This window comes from Acetobacter sp. A11-2 (genome assembly GCF_040208445.1).
In the GTDB taxonomy this organism is placed as follows: Bacteria; Pseudomonadota; Alphaproteobacteria; order Acetobacterales; family Acetobacteraceae; genus Acetobacter; species Acetobacter oryzoeni.
On record NZ_CP157843.1, the window covers coordinates 2,158,494 to 2,182,500 of the forward strand.

At 52.0% G+C, this 24,007-nt stretch carries 22 protein-coding genes, 1 tRNA gene and 2 rRNA genes (1 of these 25 running past the window's edge); 12 read left to right on the forward strand and 13 right to left on the reverse strand.

The genetic code is table 11. The annotated features are described in order from the left end of the window. Nucleotides 1–37: 37 nt before the first annotated feature. Nucleotides 38–463: a RusA family crossover junction endodeoxyribonuclease gene (locus tag ABNV41_RS10500; RefSeq protein WP_349934663.1), complete on the reverse strand. Its 426-nt coding sequence runs from the start codon at nt 461–463 to the stop codon at nt 38–40. 231 nt (nt 464–694) lie between these two features. Between ABNV41_RS10500 and tnpA the strand changes: the two genes are divergently transcribed. The 3 genes from tnpA to tnpC all read left to right on the forward strand — a co-directional run bounded on the left by tnpA (nt 695) and on the right by tnpC (nt 3,072). Continuing rightward, nucleotides 695–1,054 (forward strand): IS66-like element accessory protein TnpA, encoded by a 360-nt coding sequence (tnpA, locus tag ABNV41_RS10505; RefSeq protein WP_012812356.1) that lies wholly within the window; start codon nt 695–697, stop codon nt 1,052–1,054. Continuing rightward, a complete protein-coding gene (tnpB, locus tag ABNV41_RS10510) occupies nt 1,051–1,398 on the forward strand; it encodes an IS66 family insertion sequence element accessory protein TnpB (RefSeq protein WP_012812355.1) in 348 nt (115 codons plus the stop codon). The genes tnpA and tnpB overlap by 4 nt, the downstream gene beginning before the upstream one ends. A 63-nt stretch (nt 1,399–1,461) precedes the next feature. Next, nucleotides 1,462–3,072, forward strand: coding sequence for an IS66 family transposase (tnpC, locus tag ABNV41_RS10515; protein WP_349934665.1), 1,611 nt, complete (start codon nt 1,462–1,464; stop codon nt 3,070–3,072). A 509-nt stretch (nt 3,073–3,581) separates the two neighbouring features. Here the strand turns inward: tnpC and ABNV41_RS10520 are convergent. Then, nucleotides 3,582–4,637 (reverse strand): hypothetical protein, encoded by a 1,056-nt coding sequence (locus ABNV41_RS10520; RefSeq protein WP_349934666.1) that lies wholly within the window; start codon nt 4,635–4,637, stop codon nt 3,582–3,584. Nucleotides 4,638–4,640: 3 nt separating this feature from the next. Next, nucleotides 4,641–5,189 (reverse strand): ImmA/IrrE family metallo-endopeptidase, encoded by a 549-nt coding sequence (locus ABNV41_RS10525; RefSeq protein ID WP_349934668.1) that lies wholly within the window; start codon nt 5,187–5,189, stop codon nt 4,641–4,643. Between the two features lie 374 nt (nt 5,190–5,563). On the opposite strand from ABNV41_RS10525, the gene ABNV41_RS10530 reads away from it, so the two are divergent. Continuing rightward, a complete protein-coding gene (locus ABNV41_RS10530; protein WP_349934669.1) occupies nt 5,564–5,869 on the forward strand; it encodes a hypothetical protein in 306 nt (101 codons plus the stop codon). A 41-nt stretch (nt 5,870–5,910) separates the two neighbouring features. Here ABNV41_RS10530 and ABNV41_RS10535 read toward each other — a convergent pair whose 3' ends face one another. The 5 genes from ABNV41_RS10535 to ABNV41_RS10555 all read right to left on the reverse strand — a co-directional run bounded on the left by ABNV41_RS10535 (nt 5,911) and on the right by ABNV41_RS10555 (nt 11,017). After that, on the reverse strand, nt 5,911–6,243 hold the full coding sequence (locus tag ABNV41_RS10535) for a type II toxin-antitoxin system HicB family antitoxin (protein WP_012812714.1): 333 nt from the start codon (nt 6,241–6,243) through the stop codon (nt 5,911–5,913). Beyond that, a complete protein-coding gene (locus ABNV41_RS10540) occupies nt 6,240–6,494 on the reverse strand; it encodes a type II toxin-antitoxin system HicA family toxin (RefSeq protein WP_006116155.1) in 255 nt (84 codons plus the stop codon). The genes ABNV41_RS10535 and ABNV41_RS10540 overlap by 4 nt, the downstream gene beginning before the upstream one ends. Before the next feature lie 65 nt (nt 6,495–6,559). Further along, the gene (locus tag ABNV41_RS10545) at nt 6,560–7,498 is read right to left on the reverse strand and encodes a plasmid recombination protein (protein ID WP_349934670.1); all 939 of its coding nucleotides are present in this window, start codon (nt 7,496–7,498) and stop codon (nt 6,560–6,562) included. A gap of 287 nt (nt 7,499–7,785) precedes the next feature. Next, entirely contained in the window at nt 7,786–8,997 is a 1,212-nt protein-coding gene (locus ABNV41_RS10550) for a phage integrase central domain-containing protein (RefSeq protein ID WP_349934671.1), read from the reverse strand. Nucleotides 8,998–9,223: 226 nt separating this feature from the next. Continuing rightward, complete coding sequence (locus ABNV41_RS10555; RefSeq protein WP_050818754.1) at nt 9,224–11,017, reverse strand: ABC transporter ATP-binding protein; 1,794 nt, start codon at nt 11,015–11,017, stop codon at nt 9,224–9,226. 68 nt (nt 11,018–11,085) lie between these two features. Here ABNV41_RS10555 and nth point away from each other — a divergent pair, with 68 nt between their 5' ends. Further along, nucleotides 11,086–11,943 (forward strand): endonuclease III, encoded by an 858-nt coding sequence (gene nth / locus ABNV41_RS10560; RefSeq protein WP_050820284.1) that lies wholly within the window; start codon nt 11,086–11,088, stop codon nt 11,941–11,943. 39 nt (nt 11,944–11,982) lie between these two features. Here the strand turns inward: nth and hemH are convergent, their stop codons facing one another. Both hemH and mutY read right to left on the reverse strand, forming a co-directional pair. Beyond that, the gene (gene hemH / locus ABNV41_RS10565) at nt 11,983–13,011 is read right to left on the reverse strand and encodes a ferrochelatase (RefSeq protein WP_050818756.1); all 1,029 of its coding nucleotides are present in this window, start codon (nt 13,009–13,011) and stop codon (nt 11,983–11,985) included. A gap of 2 nt (nt 13,012–13,013) precedes the next feature. After that, nucleotides 13,014–14,087 (reverse strand): A/G-specific adenine glycosylase, encoded by a 1,074-nt coding sequence (gene mutY, locus ABNV41_RS10570; RefSeq protein WP_050818758.1) that lies wholly within the window; start codon nt 14,085–14,087, stop codon nt 13,014–13,016. 10 nt (nt 14,088–14,097) lie between these two features. Here mutY and ABNV41_RS10575 point away from each other — a divergent pair, with 10 nt between their 5' ends. The 7 genes from ABNV41_RS10575 (at nt 14,098) to holA (ending at nt 21,389) form a co-directional block, all read left to right on the forward strand. Further along, nucleotides 14,098–14,637 (forward strand): DUF721 domain-containing protein, encoded by a 540-nt coding sequence (locus ABNV41_RS10575; RefSeq protein ID WP_050818759.1) that lies wholly within the window; start codon nt 14,098–14,100, stop codon nt 14,635–14,637. A gap of 186 nt (nt 14,638–14,823) precedes the next feature. Beyond that, nucleotides 14,824–15,045, forward strand: coding sequence for a hypothetical protein (locus tag ABNV41_RS10580; RefSeq protein WP_050818760.1), 222 nt, complete (start codon nt 14,824–14,826; stop codon nt 15,043–15,045). Nucleotides 15,046–15,116: 71 nt separating this feature from the next. After that, complete coding sequence (locus tag ABNV41_RS10585) at nt 15,117–16,211, forward strand: lytic transglycosylase domain-containing protein (RefSeq protein ID WP_050820285.1); 1,095 nt, start codon at nt 15,117–15,119, stop codon at nt 16,209–16,211. A 239-nt stretch (nt 16,212–16,450) separates the two neighbouring features. Next, entirely contained in the window at nt 16,451–16,987 is a 537-nt protein-coding gene (locus ABNV41_RS10590; protein ID WP_080986716.1) for a DUF3576 domain-containing protein, read from the forward strand. Nucleotides 16,988–17,046: 59 nt separating this feature from the next. Continuing rightward, the gene (gene leuS / locus ABNV41_RS10595) at nt 17,047–19,665 is read left to right on the forward strand and encodes a leucine--tRNA ligase (protein WP_050818762.1); all 2,619 of its coding nucleotides are present in this window, start codon (nt 17,047–17,049) and stop codon (nt 19,663–19,665) included. Further along, complete coding sequence (locus ABNV41_RS10600) at nt 19,665–20,360, forward strand: LPS assembly lipoprotein LptE (protein WP_050818763.1); 696 nt, start codon at nt 19,665–19,667, stop codon at nt 20,358–20,360. Before leuS ends, ABNV41_RS10600 begins: the two co-directional genes overlap by 1 nt. 15 nt (nt 20,361–20,375) lie before the next feature. Then, nucleotides 20,376–21,389: a DNA polymerase III subunit delta gene (gene holA, locus ABNV41_RS10605; RefSeq protein ID WP_349934673.1), complete on the forward strand. Its 1,014-nt coding sequence runs from the start codon at nt 20,376–20,378 to the stop codon at nt 21,387–21,389. A 449-nt stretch (nt 21,390–21,838) separates the two neighbouring features. Here the strand turns inward: holA and ABNV41_RS10610 are convergent. The 3 genes from ABNV41_RS10610 to ABNV41_RS10620 form a co-directional block, all read right to left on the reverse strand. Next, a tRNA-Met gene (locus ABNV41_RS10610) sits at nt 21,839–21,915 on the reverse strand. A 55-nt stretch (nt 21,916–21,970) separates the two neighbouring features. After that, nucleotides 21,971–22,086, reverse strand: a 5S ribosomal RNA gene (gene rrf, locus ABNV41_RS10615). Between the two features lie 108 nt (nt 22,087–22,194). Then, a 23S ribosomal RNA gene (locus tag ABNV41_RS10620) occupies nt 22,195–24,007 on the reverse strand (it continues 930 nt past the right edge of the window).

A 24,007-nucleotide genomic window follows, 5' to 3' on the forward strand; every position in this document is an offset into this window, starting at 1 on the left:
ACTGTGCAGTTCTGCATAGTTCGGGATCCCTTGCCGGTCATAACGGACGCACCTCAATCACGGTCATGCTCTCCAGCCCATATCGGCGCGATAAGGTGGCATCCACGATCTGGGCATCATCCTTCCAGGCAATACCGTTCAGAGCATCAGCAGCAGTCTTCATCTGGTTGTCGATGTCTGGCCTGCTAGTCGGCAGGATACGGCCTGCCAATGCGTCTGCTGTTTTCTTCCGGCTCCATGAAGGCGGAGGGGCAATGTTGATCATCAGGGAAACATGCAGCGGGCCGGTCAGGCAGGGCTTACCAATCTGTTCTATGGCGTGACGTTGAATATGCTTCTCGGCCTGCGCTGTCTTAGCATCCGTAAAGGTGCGACCGTTCCCGAAACGCGGGCGTCCTTTGGCTCTCAGCTGGCCGGGAATGGTGATGCGGTAAACAGAAGGTTCAGAAGCAGCAGTTTCCATACCCGAAAGGATAGTACGGAACAGGCAGACAGTACAAGGAAATGGCTGTTTCCTGCGGTGTTTTTGTGCGTACGAATTTCGTACGAAGTAAGGTTTTGCGGCATCACTCCGCGAAACCCCTCCGCCACCAAATCGTAAGCGGCCGCTTGAGACCGCCTTATGAGTGAGGATTGTGCCTGGTAAGTTACCGTCGTTAACGACGTCGTTATTGACGTTGTTTGGGAGGTAGCTATGGCTCAAGAAATCCTGATTGGCGTTGAACGCCGTCGCCGCTGGTCGGATGAACGCAAGCTTGCGATACTGGCTGAAGTTGGTGTGGACGGGGCAAGTGTATCGGATGTGGCCCGTCGGCATGACCTGACCCGTCAACATCTTTACCAATGGCGGACGTCTTTCCGCCAAAGACTGTCTTCCCCGGATCAGTCTGTGGCGTTTGTTCCTGTCGCTGCAGTGAAGACACCTGCTCTGGTCTCTGGCGATGATAATGAAGGGCTGGCCATTATGCTGCGTAATGGCCGCAGTATCAGGGTGAGTGGACATCCTGCAGAAGAGTTTCTGGCGAAGATCATCCGGATTGCCGAGACAGCATGATTGGCGTGGGCAACGGTGTGCGCGTCTATCTGGCCTGCGGGGTTACGGATATGCGCAAGGGGATATCGGGTCTGGCTGCACTGGCACAGGACGTGCTGCGTCAGAACCCGACATCAGGGGCGCTCTTTGCCTTTCGTGGTCGCCGTGGGGACAGGATCAAGCTTCTGATGTGGGACGGTCAGGGGTTCTGTCTTTATTACAAGGTTCTTGAGAAGGGACGTTTTCCATGGCCCTCGCCGGCAGAGGGCGTTGCACGCCTGACAGCCGCACAGATGGCCATGCTGTGGGAAGGCATGGAGTGGAGACGACCTTCCTGGTCTGCGCCACCGTCTCGCGTGGCCTGATTTTTATGACGTGATCATGCAGAACCTTTTGTCTTTTATTGGGTTTTCTGCTATTTTTTCATAATGACGCATGCGCCCGCGGTCCTGCCTGATGATCCGGATATCCTGAGGGAAATGATTGTTTCCCTGCAGACTGAAGTGGCTCGGCTTTCCGCTTCAGCCCGTGCGTATGAAGCTCTTGTCCAGTCTCTCAAAATCCGGATCGCGCGTCTTCAGAAACAGAAATTCGGGGCCAGTTCAGAAAAGATAGACCGTGAGATTGAACAGCTCGAACTGCTTCTTGAAGATGTGAAAATCGCCATCGCGGCAGCCGATCCTTCTCCTGACATCAGGGAGCACGATGACAGCGATGGTGTGGTCTTTTCCCCCAGACGGCGCGGCAAACCAAAGGTTTCCGACACGACACCACGGGAGCGTATTGTTCTCGACCCGGGCGAGGCCTGTCCCGCCTGTGGCGGTCCCCTACGCCTCGTTGGCGAAGATGTCACCGAAATACTGGACTTTATTGCGGCAAAACTGAAAGTTGTCGAAACGGCACGGCTGAAGAAATCCTGCCGTCATTGCGAAACAATGGTACAGCCTGAAGCACCGTCGCGCCCTGTCCCACGGGGCATGGCTGGCCCCGGGCTGCTGGCCCATATCCTGGTCTCAAAATTCGATGATCACATTCCGCTTTATCGTCAGAATGAGATCTTTTCCCGTCAGGGTGTGGACATTCCCCGTTCAACCCTGATCGACTGGTGTGGTCAGGCCGTTGCCGTTCTGCGTCCTCTCACAGATCTGATCCGTCAGGATGTCGTAAAGGCAGACCTGCTGCATGCCGATGATACACCCATCCAGGTTCTTGATCCTCGCCTGCGTCAGGCTGGGAAACCACGTGGTGTGAAGGAAGGGCGGATCTGGACCTATCTGCGCGATCCCCGCCCCTGGGGCGGGAGTGATCCGCCCGCCGTGGCCTACTGGTTCTCTCCCGATCGCAAGGGGATCAATCCCCAGACCCATCTGGCACAGTTCCGGGGCATTCTGCAGGCTGACGCCTACGCGGGGTTCAGGGATCTGTATAAACCCGATGCAACGGGAACCGTGCATGTGCGCGAAGCGGCCTGCTGGGCTCATCTCCGCAGGGCCTTCCATGATGTCTGGAAGGGCAGTGATTCGACAATCGCAAGGGAAGCACTCGAGCAGATCGGGGAACTCTACGATATCGAGCGGCAGCTCACCGGGTCTCCTGCTCCGTATCGTCTGGCTGTCCGACAGGAAAAAAGCCGCCCTCGTGTCACAGCATTCCACGCATGGTGCGAAACACAGCTCGCCCGTATCCCAGGCAAGGGGGAACTGGCAAAAGCAATCCGTTATGCGCTCAACCGGTGGGCAGCCTTTACCATCTTCCTCGAAGATGGTCGTGTTGCCATCGACAACAATCCTGCCGAACGGGCCATACGACCGGTATGCGTCGGGCGGAAAAACTATCTGTTTGCCGGTTCAGACGCCGGGGGCGACAACATCGCTGATGCCATGACGCTTATCGAAAGCGCAAAACTCTCAGGCATCAACCCGCACGATTACCTCGCCGACGTCCTGGCCCGTATCAACGAGCACAAGATCAATCGGCTCCACGAACTGTTGCCATGGAACTGGAAACCCGCGAATATACCGCATAGGCAGGCCGCATAATCAAGGCGGCCTAGAACGGCCGGTTACACCAAATCATAGCAAGAGACCACAAGAATACACGCGAGTTGCACAGGTTCTCTAGCAGTGAAAAACACTCAAAATCGTAGCAAGGTTACGCAGGTGGTTTGAACATGATCTGGCTCGCGATAAGCCAGCCAAATCGTACCCTGTTTATACCCGTCATTCAGGCATCCGGTTTCGGACATTTGGCGTAGTTTTCTGACCAGTACGCGCACACGCAAAGAACTTCATATTATGAAGACCCTTCCCCTACTACCGTGACGTGGGAGCGAAATGGGTGCGCACCCCTTCGCAAGTAGACACTACGCAAGCCTGATCGGAATTATGCCACACCCCTTGCGACATCCGGCAGCGATATTCCGACTTGAACCATCCATATCATTGTCAGGTATTATAAGCCACTTTGACCACAGCAACATCAAGATGCCGAAAGAAACTACACCACTGCCCAGATCACTTACGGAGCAGTAGGCGTGCTGAATTGATTTTTATTGAGGTAGATCAGGGATAGAACTCTCTAATTTTTTTAACGCCTTTTGGGCACCAGTTGATGTTTGTATATTTTCTTCTTGGATATTAGATGACGATTCTATTTGCTCATCTTCTTTCTGGATGCCTTTAAATTCTTCATTCCATATTTCTTTATAAGAATCATAAAAGTCTGGAAGTGTAAAGTTTGTATCATCATAAAGTTTTCTCACTTTTGGAATTTCTATTTTAAAGTATTTCAAATAATCTGTAAGATAATCCCGCAGTTTTTTGAAGTCTTGCTCTGGATTTTGTCCTAGAAGGTCTCGTTGCTGATCTATTATTTTCTTGTAACTATCATCTCTAAAGGTATCTATTGTAATTACAGGGTATAAATTATTTTTTGCGACTCCTTTGAATTCTTGTACACTAATTAATCGAATATCAGTGTCAAAATTAGATATAGATTTCAACTCTTTGCATTCACACAATAGAATTCCTAAACCAGGTGAAATTGTTAATGCATTTATTCCTGAATTACGAGATATACGAAATCCAGCATCAATACCTTTCCCCAGAAAATCAAATTTACTTGGGTCTTCATCAACTTCTATTTCGTCATCTTCCGTTGGCAGGCTATTTTCATTTTGTCCACTAGAAGATTTTATAGGCTTAATGCTACAATTTGGGGTTGGAAACGATGCCACCCAAGCATTGCCTTTTGTATCTAAGTTATAAGTTTTTGCAATCTTCCCATAATCAATTAGAGTTTTAATAAATGCATCTATACACACACCTAGATGACATAAGCTTGTCAGGGTACAGCAAAACAGAATTTCATCACCGACAGTCTTCCATAGACGAGGGAAACCGTTTTCTCGTTCTATACGAGATAAATGACGATCTTCTTGTGCAGTTTCCGAGTAATGTTTGCTTAAAAGGTTGGGAAAAGTTTCATAAAAAGTTTTAAACGCCTTAATCCAAAGAAGAGAATGTTTTTTTTCATGTTTGTAAGCCGTAGAACCTGTAAGATCTACGGATAGAAAAAGGCGAACGCGATATTCGGGGAGTCTCATAATTTATAAATTAACCCCCAGGGATTTTGCGCGAGCATTGATAGCTGCCCCACTAACTTGGAATCGTGCTTTTAAATGAGAAAAGCCGAACAACATTTCTGCTTTAAAGATGTCAGCAGGCATAAGCAGTGCTGCCGCGAACCAATTAGCTTCCCACTCAGCCCGCTGTTGTTGAGGAGAACGTTCATCAACATATCTTGTAGCGCGCATAATAGCTTTAGAATTTCTTTTTTTAACCACAGGTAAATGCATTAATAAATGCCCAAGTTCATGAGCAATGGTGAACCTGTCACGTTCCGATGAAGTTAGTGGTGAAAGAAAAATTGTAAATTCATTCAAAGAGGCCGCAATCAACGATCCACTTTCTTCATCCTCTGGCCCGGTTGTGCCTGTTACAATTTTTCCACCTAACCGAGCAACAAGACGCATAATGTTGTCATCTATGTTGAAATGCAATTTACGCGCAACGTCAGCCGCAAACTGCTCTACGGCCACTTTTGAAGCTCCTATTGGAAGAGGAGAGACAAATTGTTCTCTAGTTGCGCACATCATTGCATCTAACTTTCATACCTTTTTCGAGCACGGTTTGTTCTCTCTTTTATATAAAGGAAGACACAAATCGTGGATAGGTTTCCTAAGGAATATCTGCGCCGAGAAAAATGAAGCTTTTGCATAGCTTGTTTTGATCAGAAATCGGCATCGATATTTCATAAGATAATCAAGACCACGCATTTCTGGCGATCTCGTTGCTCACATCTGAGCAATGCTTCTACTGACTGCCCTCCAAAGCACTAAGGGTATGCAATTCTACACATGTCCCTCCGCGCGGTTCCAGTTGTCAGGATTTCCTTAATAACTGCCCAATCTGTACAGGATTGATCTCCTCTGAAAGAATAGCCGCATTTCTAAAATAGAAAGAAATAGAGATGGTAGGACGTAAGATCGGTACACCCAAAACAGGCGGCAGGCAGAAAGGCACTCCCAACAAGGCTACACGCGAAATCAAGGAAATTGCCCAAGCCTATACCGATACTGCCATCGCTACCTTGGCTTTCATCGCTGAAAATGGTGAAAGCGAAGCCGCCCGCGTCTCTGCTGCCAATTCCATTTTGGACAGAGCGTATGGGAAACCACGCCTTGCTCTGGAACATAGCGGTCCAGATGGCCAGGCCATCGAAGTAAAAGGGGCAGGTGTTTCCGGCCTGCTGGCAGCCGCATTGAAAGACGAATGATGAACCCGCCGAATTGGCGGGTTTAAGATACGCGGGACAGTTTATCCTTCAACCTGTGCCAGAGCATCCTGTACCAGTCGGTTAAGACTGACACCACGCGCTGCAGCAATCTCGACTGCCCGTGCATGGACCTCTTCCGGCAATCTCACAACAAACCGGCCTGAATAATGCTTCACGGGATCAATGCCCTTTTCGGCACACATCTCCATGAATACACGGAGGGAAGCTTCCCCTTCCTGCTGAAGGCCTGCCACACTATCTGCGTAGAAATCAGCCCCTCCGTTCAGTCCCAGAAACTCGCCCCGAAACATCCCGATTTCAGGATCAAACTGAATAACAGCCCGATGGCCGCCAATTTCCATTACGTTGTTCATGGCGTCACTCCATTCTGCTCAAGCCATTTTCGCACAGAGGCTACAGCACCCTTGTCGGTATCCGGCTTGGGATGAGGTCTATGAAACACTTTCACCTCATCAAACAGGAACACCCCTATGCGGGAGCCTTCTCTCTCAGACACCTCCGCCCCAAGAGAAACAAACAAAGCTTCAATGTCTGCCCATGGCACATTGCCCGAAACAGGACGTTTGAAAATCAACTCCAATGTGCGGCGGTGCTTGGCTTTCATATCTTTTTAGATACTATATTTTAGTATCATTTTTCAAGATCAATCATATATACTCCATCCAGCACTTACAGCGACTCCTGCCATGAATACGTCTCATCAGGCGCTACCTGTTCAAGCTTTTCCTGCAGATCCAGACATCTCTCTCGCTCCGCTTCATATAGCTGTACCAACTCCTGCATCTTCTGCTCATGCTCGGCAAGCAAGCGCTGCTTGATCTCACGCCGCATCTGAGCATGGCCCTTACGCAAATCCTGATAAGCCTGCTCTAGATCCTGCTGCCATTTTTTCAAACAGGCCTCGGCCTCTCGTAACTTCTTCATGTCATGGGAAATCTTCGCGACCGCAGCAGCCTTACATTTTCGCTCGGTTTTTTCCCGGTGCCACTCTGCCCGGCTCATTCTGCGTCTGGAGGGGCCAAGTCGCGGAATACCTAATGGAGCACAAACCGCCAGCCAATAATCATTTTGCAGTTCCCTCATCGCTGATCGGTAAGCTGCATCCCCTGCCCTATTGGAAGCACCACATTGGATGGCTTTATCCTTTGCCACTGCTCCTGGGTGAAGTTTTCTTGCCTGCATCTCTGGCGCCGCTGGCAATGCATAGGCGTGCAGATGTGGGCAACTTTCATCTGTGTGGCGAACCACCGAAACTATACGTTCTCCATATTTCTCCTGCAGCCATTTTAAGGTGCGCTGCTCCCATTCAGAGTAGTCGGAGGGTGAGCTGTTGAAGGACGATACCAGTGCCCAAAGCGTATGTTGATCACGACGTATCGCGCGTATGCCTGTCGCCGTTTTGATGCGCTGCGAGGTGACCAGTTCATCATGATTGGCCAGCACATCTAGAGGATGGAGACCATGCAAAATAACCGGCGGCTCCGGCCGGGCTACATGATAACAGGCCCATGCCTCACGGGCGGCTTCAGCCAAAACAAACGAAACCGATCGCCCCTGTCTGTCGACTTTTCTGGAGTATGTTTCCAGATGAATAAATTGCGTGCTCATAAAAATTATTGTGCGCAATTGTATGCAAGGCACCAGATATTGTGGAAGCAAACTCGCACCAATTTGGAAGCCTTATTAACCGACTAAGGCTTCCAGTCTGTCCCAACTAAATTTTTGATGCGCAAACCCAACAGGCGCAAGTGTCGGTTACCATGGTTACCTGTGAATTTCCCTGCATGGTAACCGTTACCATACATAAAAAATGTCAGTTCTCTGCGGTTTCAGGGGATCGGTTACCAAGTTACCACGGTTACCCACAAAAAAAGTAACCTGCTTGAGATTTCAGGTTACCCTCGACAATAAACACCCCACGCGTTCATCAGGGAACGACGCTGCTCCAGCAAATCGGTCCTGCGATAAGCCGCTTCCACTTTGTTCTTTACAACATGAGCGAGGGCCAATTCTGCCACATCACCCGAACAAGCATTTGTATCGGCAGTCCAGTTCCTAAACGTGGCACGCAAACCATGAACTGTTACGTCCTCATTCTCGCTATTGCACTTGGCTGCAATGTGTAGGGCTTTGCTAAGCGCCACATCGGACAATGGCTTTCCAGCACGATGACCTGGGAATACATACTCATCCGCTGACCCTTTGTGCAAAAGGCGCACCTCAGACAGAACCTCACAGGCATCATCAGACAAAGGTACGCGGTGTTCCCTTTTGGCCTTCATCCTGTGAGCTGGAATTGTCCATAGACGGGCACGCTCATCAATCTCTCCCCACAAGCACCCTCTAACTTCACCAGACCGGGCCGCTGTCAGACAGGCAAACCTTACAGCTTTAGCCCCCATTCCTTCCGATGATCGCAAGGCCGCCATCACGGCAGCAATATTCTGCCATTTTACAGCCCTGAGGTGCTGCACCTGTACCAGTCTGGATGGGGTAGGAAGCGTGGCGGACAAATGCCCGCGCCAGAGAGCGGGGTTCTCACCCTCCCGCCAACCATGAGCGCGGGCATAATCAAGTATGCGTTCAATACGGCCCCGCACGCGATCTGCTGTTTCTGTCTTTTTTGTCCAAATTGGACGGAGGGCAGCAAGGACGTCCTGCGTATCCACATTACGAACAGTTTTACTTCCAAACACAGGAAAGACATGCAGCGACAAAGACCCCTGCCAGGTAGCCACACCCTTGCGGTCTTTCCACTCAGGCGCTTTCTCCTGAATGAATTGCTCAGCCACTTCCTTAAAGGTAATGCCGCTTTCCAGCTTTCGAGCTGCCTTTTCCTTTTCCCGTTCAATAATCGGATCAAGACCGTTGGCAATCATACGCCGACAGGTAGCAGCTTTTTCCCGTGCTTCTGCGAGGGTAAAAACATGGGCGCTTCCAAGGCTCATCTGACGGCGCGTTCGTGTTGCAGGAGACTTGAAACGCAACTCCCACAACCGAGAGCCACCAGAGACCACAAGCCATAACCCGCCACCATCACAGAGAGATCCGCTCTTAAGTCTGGATACCTGCATAGCGGTCAATTGATGCGGTGCGAGCCTGCTCACTTGATTTCCCCCACCTTATTACCCCCCTTAGAATCAGCGTCACGCAGACCCGTCCAGACCCACGCAGACACACAAGAGCGTACAAGTTGTTAATTTTCTAGGGGTTTTTGAACCATGTGGACACACGCAGACACGTCAGTTAGGCGGACTTCCCCTCCGCCAGAGATGAAAATCTCCCCAAACTTCTTATGCACATATTTTTTGGTCTCTTCCGCGCCAAGGCGCGTTAAAGAGACTGCAAGTCATACAGCCGACGGTACAGCCCATTTTGTTGCTGAATCAATGTTGTATGTGCGCCATCTTCTACGATCTGGCCGTGTTCAAAAACCAGAATCCGATCCAGCCCCACAACTGTGGCAAGGCGGTGCGCCACCACCAACACTGTGCGGCCTGTCATCAGGCGTTCCATTGCCTCCTGCACCAACGCTTCGGATTCGGAATCCAAGCTGGCAGTGGCTTCATCCAACACAAGAATGGGGGCATCGGCCAGAAAGGCGCGCGCAATGGCAATACGCTGACGCTCCCCGCCCGAAAGTTTGACCCCTCGCTCACCCACTAGCGTTTGGTATCCTTCGGGAAGCCTATCAATAAAACCAGCGGCGTTGGCTAATTGAGCCGCCTGCGCAATTTGCTCTGGCGTGGCATCTGGCCTGCCATAAGCAATATTTTCTGCCAGACTCCGATGAAACAGCACAGCTTCCTGCGGCACTAAAGCAATTTTTGCCCGCAAATCAGACTGACGCACGCGCGCAATATCTGTTCCATCAATCAAAATTCTGCCTGACTGCGGCACATAAAAGCGCTGTAGCAGTTTAATGAAACTTGATTTTCCTGAACCAGAAGGCCCCACCAACCCTACCCGGCTACCTGCGGCAATGGTAACGGAAAGATCTGTAAAAAGAGCCCGCTCCTGCCCCGGATATTTGAACAAGACATGTTCAAAACGGATTTCCCCCGCACTCACTTGCAAGGGCACTGGGTTGGCAAGGTCTGCTACCGCCGCAGGCGTGCGCCACAACGCCAATAATTCTTCCATTTCATTCACAGATCTCTGCACGACAGAAACCTGCTGCCCAATATCGCGCAGGTATCCCTGCACCAAAAAGGTCATGGTCAGCACATAGGCGACATCACCCGGGCCTGCACGCCCCTTCCACCACAACCAAACAGCAGCACCGGCCAGCACAAAGCGCATGCACATTACAACGGTTGCCTGAATGTTGGCGCTGTTTGTGCCTTTGGTCCATGTATGAACGGTGGCCTTTCGCCATTTAGAAATAAGTGCCTGTAGGCGGCTTTCTTCGCGCTTTTCTGCGCCAAAAGCTTTTACAACCGTATTGCAGGTTATGGCGTCTGCCAAAGCTGCCCCCATACGGCTATCCCACGCATTGGCAGCACGAGCAGATGGCGCCACGTAACGCAGCGTTAACGTGCAGGAAAGCACAATAAACAAAATAGAAAGCACGCCCAGAATGGCCCCCATAAACGGCCAATGCCACCCCAGCACCAAGGTTGTCAGCACGAGCAGGCACGCTTCGGGGATCAGCATTAAAAGCAGTGTATCATCCAGCATATCCACAGCCCACATACCGCGCGTTAACCGCCGCACCGTGGAACCTGCAAACGTATTGGCATGCCATTCTGCAGAAAGCTTTTGTACATGCGCAAAAGCTTCAGAACCTATTTTCTGCATGACCTGAGTGGTCAGGTGCGTAATGCCTAAATAAGCGTACCGCTTTAACAGCACATTCCCAAACCCGCATGCCGCCATGGCGCCAAGCATCCAGAGTGCATCATGCACTTTGCCTGCCTGCACTGCCGGGGCGGAAACATCTGTTACCAAACGCCCAGCGGCCAAAGGCATCAGCACATCAGCTACCGTTGCGGCCAGAATGCTCCCGGCTGTTATGGTTAAAGGCAGGGGAAACGCCAGCCAGCGCCGCACCACAAACTTCAGCACATCTACAAAAAGCGATGCCTTACGCCCGGATTCGACATGACTTTCTGAAGTTTGTGACATGATAAAAACCTGAAAAAACAGAACCGATGCGCTGTGTATCCCGAGACATAAAGCCCTGCAAATCTGGAATACGCATCAGCATGGACGCCAGACGGCCAGACGCGTTACACTGCCCCATGGCCAAAAAACCCACCACAGCAGCCCCCGTGACCTCAGACAAACCGACGGATAAGCCGCGTGCAAAAAAACGTACGCCAGCCAAAAAACCGGCCCCAGCAACACCGGGGAATAAACCTGCTGCTATTGCACCACGGGATATGACACCTCAGGAAATATACAGTTTTCTGACAGACCTTTCCCAAGCATGGCCAGATGCCAAAACGGAACTGCTTTACACCACACCCTTTACGCTATTGGTGGCCGTTGTACTTTCAGCTCAAGCAACAGATGCCTCCGTCAACCGCGTAACTCCCGCCTTGTTTGACGCCGCCCCCACCCCTGCCGCCATGGTGGAACTGGGGGAAGAAGAAGTGGGCAAACTTATTCGCACCATTGGGCTATGGCGCAATAAGGCGAAGAATGTTGTCGAACTTTCCCGCCAACTTGTAGAAGACCATCATGGTGAAGTGCCCGGCACGCGAGAGGAATTGGAAAAATTGGCTGGTGTAGGACGCAAAACAGCAAACGTCGTGCTGAATGTTGCGTTCCACAAACCTACCGTGCCGGTAGATACGCATGTTTTCCGTTTGGCCAACAGATCTGGACTGGGACGAGGCAAAACAGTAGAGGCTGTTGAAAAAGCTTTGGAAGCCCGCATTCCTCTGGAAATGATCCAGCCTTCCCACCATTGGATGATTCTTCAGGGAAGATATGTTTGCAAAGCCAGAAAACCTGAGTGCTGGCGCTGCAATGCTAAAAATCCCTGCCTATTTCCAGACAAAACACCCGCGCCACGTGTAAAGGCACCCAAAACCCTGGCCGAGTAGAATCCCACACAGGCCCTAGTTAGCTATATGGCAAAACCCTTATAGCCAGCCTGCAAGTTCCTGATGCGCTAAAGCCTCCAGCAAATCAATACTGGCAGGCGTATCATTCAGGCATGGCACCAGCGTAAATTCCTGCCCACCAGCTTGTATGAATTCTTCGCGCACTTCGTTGCCGATTTCATCCAGTGTTTCCAGACAATCCGCCATAAAGCAGGGCGTTACAACGGCAATGCTGGTAATGCCTTTTTCCGGCAAACCAGCAATAAATGGTGCCGTGTAAGGCTCCAACCATTTGGTGGGCCCAAACCGGGATTGGAATGTCATGGGCAGAGTTGTTTCATCCCGCCCCAACTCCTTGCGTAAAGCCACAACAGTTCTTTCACATTCCGCTCGATAGGAATCACCCTTGCGCACATATTCTTCTGGCAAACCGTGAAAGGAGGCGACAACCATCTGGAAAGGAATATCGGCTTCTGCCTCAGCCAGACGGATAGAATCTGCAATAGCCTTAATAAAAGCTGGGTTATCCGGAAATGATGGAAGCGTGCGTATGGCAGGCTGATTACGCAAACGCATCAGCGCACGAAACAACTGATCATTTGCAGTGGCTGTTGTTGTAGCACTGTATTGCGGATAAAGCGGCATGCACAAAACACGATCACACCCTTTTTCAAGCAATTCGTGCAGCGCTTGCGCAATAGTGGGCGTGCCATAACGCATACCCCACGCAACAGGCACATTTTGTGCCGCAAACCGTTCACTCAGTGCTTCAGCCTGATGGCGCGTATAGGTGCGTAAGGGGCTTTCATCTTTATGAGTATTCCAGATACGCGCGTAGGCTTTCCCGCTCCTACGCGGGCGGGTTGTTAGCACAACCCCTTGCAAGATGGGCTGCCAAAGTGCTGGGGGCCCTTCTATTACCCGGCGGTCAGACAGAAATTCGGAAAGATAACGGCGAACAGCCCGGTAACCTGTATCATCCGGTGTGCCCAGATTAACCAGCAGGATACCAACGCGCGGAGCAGCCTGTGCATGTTGTGGCTGAGTTGGAATATGATGAAAAACCATGTTTATGACTTCTTTTCTTTCAAACAGCTTAAACCTTTTTCAAAGCATTTCTGCATCACAGAAGGTAACGCTGTATCTTTCACACATTCCACAGGCACCAAAAAACCATCACTCACAGCCTGATTGGAAAAATGCTTTATCTGGGCCACATACACATCCAGATATAAGGTAAAATGTGTAAACACATGCTTAATACGCCCAGCCAACTTCCAGTCTGCTGCAAATGGAGCCGCTTGCAAAATATCTGCCTCGCTCCAGTTTTCTAATCGCCATTCGGTGCCGGGCAGTTCCGTCATGGCTGCCAAAAGTCCTTTCTCCGCCCGTTTGCGTAGCAGAACCTGCCTTGCAGCATCTTGCGCAAGAAAAACTGCACCATAGCGTACGGGCCGCTCTGCCTTAGGCAGCTTACGCGGCAATTCGGCTGCAATACCTTGTTTGTAGGCTGCGCATTCCCCCTGCCATGGGCACAAGCCGCATGCTGGAGCGCGTGGGGAACACAGGGAAGAACCCAAATCAAACAAAGCCTGGGCAAAGTCTGATGGTCGTTCCTGCGCTTCTGCGTCTGCATTTAATGTTCTGGCCAGTTGCGCCAATTTTTTACGGGCTGGGGGCAATGGTTCCGTAATAGCAAACAAGCGCGCCGTTACACGCTCCACATTGCCATCTACAGGCACCACTGGCACCCCAAAAGCAATGGCCGCCACCGCAGCCGCCGTATATGGGCCTATACCCGGCAGGGCGCGCAACCCCTCAACATCTTGCGGAAACCCACCAAGCGCCACCACGGCCTGCGCACAGGCGTGCAAATTACGAGCGCGGGAATAATAACCCAGCCCTGCCCATGCTGCCAAAACGTCATCCCGATCAGCACTTGCCAGCGCCTGCACAGTCGGAAACTTTTCCGTAAAGCGTAGATAATATGGGGCAACCGCTTTAACAGTGGTCTGCTGTAGCATGATCTCACTCAGCCATACCCGATACGGGTCTGGATGAGATTGGCCAACAACACGCCACGGCAGAGTGCGGCGGTGTCGGTCATACCAATGAAGCAATGCATGGGCTGATGGATGTGTCACGGAGGCAGTTATGAAGAAGGAAGCCAACGGCGGCAAGGCTGTAACAACACCTAAAAGCCGCAGCACGCGCCTCAGCCCTCAAAAGACGGAAGCAGCCCCTCCGCCACGGGCCAGAAACCTGCGCAGCCTTGCCGCACTGCTGCCAGCCGTTACAGCACCGGCTTTTCGGCGGCGTTCTCCTACAGGTGCTTTGTTGATGAGCCAATGGCCAGATGTGGTGGGCCCGGCACATGCGGCTGTTACAAGCCCACGCCGTCTTTCTGCCGGCACATTAACCATTGCATGCGCAGGCCCTGTTGCCATGGAACTTCAGCATCTGGGGGATACGCTCATTGCACGTATCAACACATGGTGTGGAGAGCCTTTGGTGAGCCGCCTGCGCTTTGTGCAGGACCCAGCCGCAGGTATGCGCCCCCGCCCACAACGCAAAAAACCCCAGAAAACCGGCGTAATCTGCACACTTCCTGAAATGGAAGAAGGCCCTTTACGGCAGGCCTTGGAAACTTTGGGCACGGATATTTTGAAAAGTCAGAATAAAAAGCGTTCGTGACCCAAAAAGAAATCAGCTGAATAACATGATAATAAAAAAGTTATTTTGAGCTTCTGTTCTTGAAATTGACATAATCTTATTGCCTTACAAACCCCAGTTTTTCAAAAGCTGGGTGAACCCAAACCTCTTTTGGGCCTTTGCCTGACAATCAAACAATAAATACAGGATAATCACGGGATCTGCGCCATGTTGCGTAAACCTAATACGACACTGAACATGACACACCAGAACACAAATATTTCCGCTGCGCATAAAACACGGGATAGCCTGTCCGACTTGCAGTTTCTGCAAGAATGGGTGGCTTCTCCTGCCTATTCCACTGCCAGTGTTTTACGGGCAGGGCAGATCCGCCGGACCAACCCGGATCTGATGCGCCAAGTCGCGGCCAAAACACATAAAACGCCGTAAAATACCAGTTCTTCATTATTCGCGTAAAATCAGGATTGCATCACACAGGCGCACAGCGCACCATAAGCAGCATGTCTTTGCGTATGGGTTGTTCTTTGGCTGTTTTCTTGCGTCAGAAAAAGCGGTTTTTAATGGCTTTTGCCAGCCTTGCCATGTTGGCAGGCTGCGCGAACCAACCTCGTTCCAGCTACAATCCACCCGGCCCCGCCGTAGATAAATGGGGGCCTTATATTCAGGAAGCCTCCACCCGCTTTTCCATTCCACAGGCATGGATCAGGGCTGTCATGCAACAGGAATCTGGGGGCCACCAATACATGCATGGCCATCTCACACGTTCTGTGCACGGTGCCGTGGGGTTGATGCAGATTAAGCCAGATACCTACCGGGAGCTCGCCAAACGCTACCAGCTTGGCTCGGACCCCTATAATCCGCACGACAACATTATGGCGGGCAGTGGTTACATTCGCCAGTTGTATGACAGGTTTGGTTCTCCCGATTTTCTGGCGGCCTATAGCTGCGGCCCCCAATGTATGGAAAACCACCGTTCTCGCCATACAGCCCTGCCTTCTTATGCCAAAGCTTATCTGGCGTCCGTTTCTCCGCATCTGAATGATCCGGTGCCTAGTGGCATTACGCCCGCAAGCGCAATTGCCATTGCAGACACGCAAACCCCAACAACCGCACCCGCTGTGGCGGTGGCACCCGCTCAACAGGTTGCCAGCATTGCCTCACCAGGCATTGCGCCGCCTATTACAGATGACATACAGCCCCCAGCACCCTCTGCTACTGATGGCAATGCTATTGCGGTATCATCTTCCGCTGATACCCAACCAGTAACAGACGCACCGCCAGCTTATCCGGCCACCAACACCGCACCCGTTTCTGGGCCTGCAATGGTATGGCAGCAAAATACGCCCTCTGGTGGAGCCATTATTCAGATTGGCGCCTTTTCCTCGCAGGAAAGAGCGCAACATGCCATCCAGATCGCGCATCAAGCCACGCCTGCTCTCGCTGGCGCAGAAGATCGCATAGACCGGATTGCCCTTAAAAATAGCGGGCAATCTGTGTGGCGCTCACGCTTGGCAGGCCTTCCCTCTGCTCAGACAGATACCATCTGCATGTCCTTGAAGCAGCAGGGTTTGAACTGCGTTGCTGTAACGCGCTGAGTTATATTGCATCCCTTCGGCATCAACCGCGCATACGTATTCGAGGCATGATTTCTCCTGCCTTACCCCCGTTTTCAACACGCGGCTGAACATCTCTCCCCAGCAAATGCTTGGCGGGACAGAACTGAAAGGATATGAGATAAGCAGAATACTCTCTTGACCCCGAAGCCAGACCTGAACATTTGCAAAGGCGACCGGGAAACACGGATACCCAGCGCTGAAGGAGCCGTACCGACACCATGCTTCGTCGTCTCATGCCCTGCCGTCCCGCCGCCAGCCATGCGCCAGCCGGGTTCCGCCGCGCCAGCACCATGCTCACCGCATGTGCAGGCCTTGGCCTGTTAGCTGCGTGCTCTTCAGGTGATAGATCAGACAATGGTCTGACAGCACCACGCAACCATCTGCTGGCCGAAGACCGCGGAGCATCTGGTGGTGATGCAGATCTCAAAGGGGGCGTAAACGCCTATCTGTGGCGCGCAACCCTTGATACCCTTTCCTTCCTGCCGGTTTCTACCGCAGATGCAGAAGGCGGTATTATCCTGACAGACTGGTACACTCCACCTGCTGCACATGATGAACGCTTTAAGGTGACCGCCTTTATTCTGGACAAACGCTTGCGGTCCGATGCCCTGCGCCTGAGCGTGTTCCGTCAGATCAAGCAAGGGGAAGAATGGGTAGATACCCCACCTGCCCCCAATACCGCATCTGATATTGCAGCACGTATTCTCTCCCGCGCACGTAAGCTGCGGGCCGATAATGGCAACCGGGATAGCTGATTTTATCCCGGCGCCTTTTTCACATTCCCTTTCATTCAGGTCTCAGACACAGAATATTCATGTCCCAGTCTTCCAGCACGCCCATGTCCTATGATTTCAATACGGTTGAACCCAAATGGCAGAAAGCCTGGGCAGATGCCGGTATTTTCACTGTTCCTGACGTTCCCCCAGCGAACAAGCCCAAATACTATGTGTTGGAAATGTTCCCCTATCCGTCTGGGCAGTTGCACATGGGACATGTGCGCAACTACGCACTGGGGGATGTCATTGCCCGCTATAAGCGCGCACGTGGTTTTTCTGTGCTGCACCCCATGGGGTGGGATGCGTTTGGCCTGCCAGCAGAAAACGCAGCGCGTGAACGTGGCGTGCACCCCAAGGAATGGACGCTGAACAACATTGCCACCATGCGCGGCACATTGCAGCGGCTGGGCTTTTCTCTGAACTGGGATAGAGAAATTGCAACCTGCCTGCCAGACTACTACGGCAAGCAGCAGAAGCTCTTTTTGGATTTTCTAAAAGGTGGCTTGGTTGAACGGCGTGAAAGCTGGGTCAACTGGGACCCGATTGATCAGACCGTTCTGGCAAATGAACAGGTGGTTGATGGCAAGGGCTGGCGTTCTGGCGCCCCTATTGAGAAAAAGCAGCTTTCACAGTGGTTCCTGAAAATCACTGACTTTGCCGAAGATCTGCTGAACGGGCTTAAAACGCTAGACCGCTGGCCAGAACGCGTGCGCACCATGCAGGAACGCTGGATTGGCCGTTCTGAAGGGGCAAAGCTGCGCTTTTCCCTACATCAGCCACCTGCTGGGCTTGATGAAAACCTGAACGCTGTAGAGGTGTTCACCACCCGGCCAGATACGTTGTTTGGCATGTCCTTTCTGGCTATTGCACCAGATCACCCACTGGCTGCATGGGCTGCTCAGCAGAACCCACAAGCCGCAGAGTTTGTGGCGGAATGTCGCCGGCTTGGCACATCTGTAGAAGCTGTAGAAACGGCTGAAAAACGCGGCTTTGATACGGGCCTGCGGGTAAACCATCCGTTTATGGATAAAAGCTTTCCGGTTTGGATCGCCAATTTTGTGCTGATGGATTATGGCACAGGCGCGCTGTTTGGCTGCCCGGCCGGTGACCAGCGCGATCTGGACTTCGCGCATAAATACAACCTGCCTGTCACACCTGTTGTTTTGCCTGCCGGCAAAGATCAGGCTGATTTTGCTATCACCACCACCGCCTATACCGGCGATGGCACCATGATCAATTCCGGCTTCCTTGATGGCCTTTCTACTGAAGAAGCCCGGAAAGAAGCGATTTCCCGCCTAGAAGGTCTGGGCATCGGGCAAGGTGTGGTTAATTGGCGCCTGCGTGATTGGGGTGTTTCCCGCCAGCGTTATTGGGGTTGCCCTATCCCTATCATTCACTGTGCAGATTGCGGCCCGGTTGCTGTGCCGGATGAGCAACTTCCTGTTGAGCTGCCGGATGATGTATCCTTTGACAAACCCGGCAACCCGCTGGACCATCACCCCACATGGAAGCACACGACTTGCCCGAAATGCGGCAAACCCGCCACGCGTGAAACAGACACGTTTGACACATTTGTAGATAGCTCCTGGTATTTCGCCCGCTTTACAGCACCGCATGCACCTACCCCCACGGTGAGAGAAGCTGCTGATGGCTGGCTACCTGTCGATCAGTATATCGGCGGTATTGAACACGCTATTCTGCATCTGCTGTATGCTCGCTTCTTCACCCGCGCCATGCACCGCACTGGGCATCTGGATGTGGACGAACCCTTTGCCGGGCTGTTCACCCAAGGCATGGTAAGCCATGAAAGCTATAAGGATTCTTCAGGTAACTGGCTGTATCCAGAAGAAGTGGAGCGCACAGCAAATGGCTGTGTGAAACGTGGCACCACCGAGCCCGTAACCGTTGGCCGTGTGGAAAAAATGTCCAAATCCAAGCGGAATACGGTGGCGCCTGTGGCCATTATTGAGCGCTTTGGTGCCGATACTGCCCGTTGGTTTGTGCTTTCTGATAGCCCGCCTGAACGCGACATGGAATGGACAGAAGCTGGTGTGGCTGGTGCTGCCCGCTTTAGCCAGCGCCTGTTCCGCACTATTCGCGCAGTTGCGCAGGATATTCCCGCCACAACAGAATGCCCCGCAGACATTGACCGTCAGGCCGATACGCTACGCCGCACCACGCACCGCACCATTGCTGCTGTAACGGAAGCTCTGGAAGGTTTTGCCATTAACGTGGCTGTTGCCCGTATCCACGAACTGACATCTGCTCTGGCAGAAGCTGAAAAATCCGCAACTGTTCCTGGCATGGCCTTTGCTCGCCGTGAAGCTGCACAAACACTGTGCCTTCTTTGTGCACCGATGATGCCGCATCTGGCTGAAGAAATGTTTGCACTGGTTCTGCCTTCTGCCGGCTTGGCAGCTCAGCAAACATGGCCAGAAGCCAACCCGGAACTGCTTACAGCAACGCATATTACAATTGCTGTGCAAATTATGGGCAAACTGCGCGGTACTATTGAAGCGCAACCAGATGAAGATGCCGCAGATGTTGTAGCCCGCGCAGAAGCAGAGCCTAACGTGGCGCGGCTTCTGGAAGGTAAGCGCATTGTAAAACGCGTGCATGTTCCTAACCGTATTGTTAACTTTGTAACGGCAGGCTAATGGCTCATTCCCGTTTTCTCCTTCGCTCCGCACGTCTTGCTCTGGCAATGGCGCCATTGGTTGCTTTGCCAGTTGTGCTGAGCGGTTGCGGCTTTCAGCCTTTGTATGGAGAAAACGGGAAGAACAACGTAGATGTTAATTCTGAGCTTAAAGAAATCTACGTTGCCAATATACCAGAACGCACTGGCCAACAGTTGCGTTTGGCCCTGCAACAACAAATGTCTGCAGATGGGCCAGAAGACCCACATAAATACACACTGATGGTAATGCCTTCCTTCAATGCTGAAGCGATCGACATTCACTCAGACAACACATCTGGGCGCACACGTATTACAGGCCATGCCCACTGGCAATTGCTTACTGTAGAGCAAAACCCCAAGTTGCTGGCACAGGGTGATACCACCACAATGGATGGTTACACCAATACGTACGAACAGTATTTTGCTCAGACATTGAACAATGAAACAGCTATGGGACGCGTAGCCCAAACCCTTGGTGAGCAAATTACTCAGCAGGTTTCTACGTGGTTCCGTACTCAGGCAGCCCCTGCTGTCTCACGTGACCAAGGGCCAAAAGCTTTTTATCCCATTCCAACAGCCATGCCAGAATCTGACAAAGAAGTGCCTATGGAACAGGAAGGTGCGGATGCGATTCCAGATATGGCAACCGGACGTGGTGGGCCTAGCCAGTATTAAACCGGCTTTTATTTCATGAAAATAGACGCCCGCAACCTATCTCGCGTTCTGGCTGACCCCGGCGCATGGCGCATCCTTCTTCTGCATGGTGAAGATACAGGGCTTATTAAAGAACGCGCTCAGGATGCTGTTATTAAAATAGCCGGGTCAGCAGATGATCCATTTCGGGTTTCTGTTCTTGACCGTGAAACTCATGACAAGCTGATGGAAGAAGCCACGGCCCTTTCCCTTATGGGAGGACGCCGTGTGGTGCGTGTGCGTGATGCATCCGATTCCCTGCTCAAGCCATTAGAAGCCTTTCTGGCTCAAAACAGTGATACGCTTGTTATTCTGGAAGCTCCGGCCCTTTCATCCCGCTCCAAGCTTCGTAACCTTCTGGAAAAACATCCTAACTGCGCCAGTATCGGCTGTTACCCTGAAGAAGGTCGCAATCTGGAATCCTCTATTACGCGCATGCTCGCAGAGCATAATGTGCGTATTGATTCTGATGCTCTGCATTGGTTGACCAGTCGGCTTGGCGCAGACCGTGCAGCAGCGCGTAGCGAAATAGAAAAATTATGCTTGTATGCCGGTGATGCTGGTAACCTGACATTAGATGATGTTCGTGCAAGCATAGGAGATGCAGGTAGTGTCTCTTTGGAAGATGCCGCCTTTGCAGCAACAGAGGGCAACCGTGTTGCTGCAGATACGGCCCTAGAAAGAGCATTGGCTGAAGATACAAGCCCCATTGCCATCGCAAGGTCTTTTCTAGGGCATCTGCACAGGCTTCGCCGTGTAAGAGCTGCTATGGCTGCGGGGGTTAGTCGGAGTGATGCTATTAAATTACTTCGTCCCCCAATTTTTTTTAAACGTACAGCAAGTTTTAACAGGGCATTAGAGTTGTGGTCTCTCCCGGCCCTTACTAAAGCCGTGGAAGAAACGCAGGCACTGGAATACGCTTGCAAACAAACAGGAAGCCCCGATGCCTTGCTGTGCCGACGGTATGTTTCCACTTTAACAGCACGGGCAGCCATGCAGGCGAGACGATAGGCTTGTTCGTTTTATCTCTTGTTCCTGACTACCTCTTTCAGTATACGAAAAGCGTGTGTCCGCGTAGCTCAGCAGGATAGAGCACAGGATTCCTATTGAATTGGGCACTATAATTGGAAACATTATAGTGAATCTGCTCAAAGTCGGGGAACGCTTAATCTGGGCAACTAGATTGTGCCAATCCCGAGCCAAGCCTTGGCCTTTATAGATCAAGGAAGGTGTAGAGACTGGACGGGCAGTGCCTAAAGACCTGAGATGATTAGGTTTATGGTAAAGGGACAGTCCAGACCACGAACGTTGCACAATAAGATGCGACGGCAGTGAAAGCTGAAGTGGTATGAATCCTGGGGCCGTGGGTTCGAATCCCGCCGCGGACACCAAATTAGCTAGGGCTTTTTTGAGACACAAAAAAGCCCCGCCAACCGATTGGTTGAGCGGGGCTTTAGGTATGGTTGCGGGGGCAGGATTTGAACCTGCGGCCTTCAGGTTATGAGCCTGACGAGCTACCGGGCTGCTCCACCCCGCGGTTGAAGATGTGTTGAAATTTGTAGGGGTAAGATTTGTATAGGGTGGATTGGAAGACCTGGCGGCGACCGACTTTCCCGTGGCTTAAGCCACAGTATCATAGGCGCTGGGGGTTTTCACGGCCGAGTTCGGGATGGGATCGGGTGGATCTCTCCCCGCCATGGCCACCAGGTCATCCAGTCCACCCTGTAAGGGGTGTGTGGAGGACGGTTGGTTATGAAGAAGTAGGCGTTATATGGATGATTTCTGTGCACGGGCCGTCCTTTTAAGGGGACAGTAAGAGAGTGAGCCTATTGGGTGATTAGGACCAGTTAGCTGCACGTGTTACCACGCTTTCACACCTGGCCTATTAACGTGGTGGTCTACCACGACCCTCAGGGAGACCTAGTTTTGAGGTGGGTTTCCCGCTTAGATGCTTTCAGCGGTTATCCCTTCCATACTTAGCTACCCGGCGGTGCCGCTGGCGCGACAACCGGTGCACCAGAGGTATGTTCATCCCGGTCCTCTCGTACTAGGGACAAATCCTCTCAAGTCTCCAACATCCACGGCAGATAGGGACCGAACTGTCTCACGACGTTCTAAACCCAGCTCACGTACCACTTTAATCGGCGAACAGCCGAACCCTTGGGACCTGCTCCAGCCCCAGGATGTGATGAGCCGACATCGAGGTGCCAAACCTCCCCGTCGATGTGGACTCTTGGGGGAGATCAGCCTGTTATCCCTAGAGTACCTTTTATCCGTTGAGCGATGGCCCTTCCACGCGGGACCACCGGATCACTATGGCCGACTTTCGTCTCTGCTCGAGCTGTCACTCTCGCAGTCAGGCGGGCTTATGCCATTGCACTCAACAGCCGGTTTCCGACCGGCCTGAGCCCACCATCGCGCGCCTCCGTTACACTTTGGGAGGCGACCGCCCCAGTCAAACTGCCCACCATACAGGGTCCCGGATCAGGCTAACTGACCACGGTTAGACATCAGAAAAATTCAGGGTGGTATTTCAAGGATGGCTCCACAGGAACTGGCGCCCCTGCTTCAAAGCCTCCCACCTATCCTACACAGAATGTCTCTGATGCCACTGTAAAGCTGCAGTAAAGGTTCATAGGGTCTTTCCGTCTGACCGCGGATACCCCGCATCTTCACGGGGAATTCAATTTCGCTGAGCCGATGCTGGAGACAGCGGGGAAGTCGTTACGCCATTCGTGCAGGTCGGAACTTACCCGACAAGGAATTTCGCTACCTTAGGACCGTTATAGTTACGGCCGCCGTTTACCGGGGCTTCAATTCAGCGCTCTCACACCTCCTCTTAACCTTCCGGCACCGGGCAGGCGTCAGACCCTATACGTCGTCTTTCGACTTCGCAGAGTCCTGTGTTTTTAATAAACAGTCGCTACCCCCTGGTCTGTGCCACCCGCCAATGGTTGCCCACCAACGGGTCTCGCTTATCCCGAAGTTACACGAGCAATTTGCCTAGTTCCTTCAGCATCGTTCTCTCAAGCGCCTTGGTATTCTCTACCAGTCCACCTGTGTCGGTTTCGGGTACGGTCTATACGCCAGAGCTATTTCCTGGAATGCTCCAAAAGCCAGGTCAATCCGTTAAGACCTGACAACATATCGCATTCGTCACTTCTGGCAGGTACAGGAATATTCACCTGTTTCCCATCGACTACGGCTCTCGCCCTCGCCTTAGGGGCCGACTAACCCTGCGTGGATTAACCTTGCGCAGGAACCCTTGGACTTTCGGCGACAGTGTTTCTCGCACTGTTTGTCGCTACTCATGTCAGCATTCGCACTTCCGATATCTCCAGAGAGGGTCACCCCGTCTCCTTCACAGACTTACGGAACGCTCCGCTACCGCGCATATCATAGATATGCACCCACAGCTTCGGCACGTGGCTTGAGCCCCGTTACATTTTCGGCGCAGGGTTTCTATTAGACCAGTGAGCTATTACGCTTTCTTTAAAGGATGGCTGCTTCTAAGCCAACCTCCTGGTTGTTATGGAATCCCCACATCCTTTCCCACTTAGCCACGATTTGGGGGCCTTAGCTGGTGGTCTGGGCTGTTTCCCTCTCGACAATGGACCTTAGCACCCACT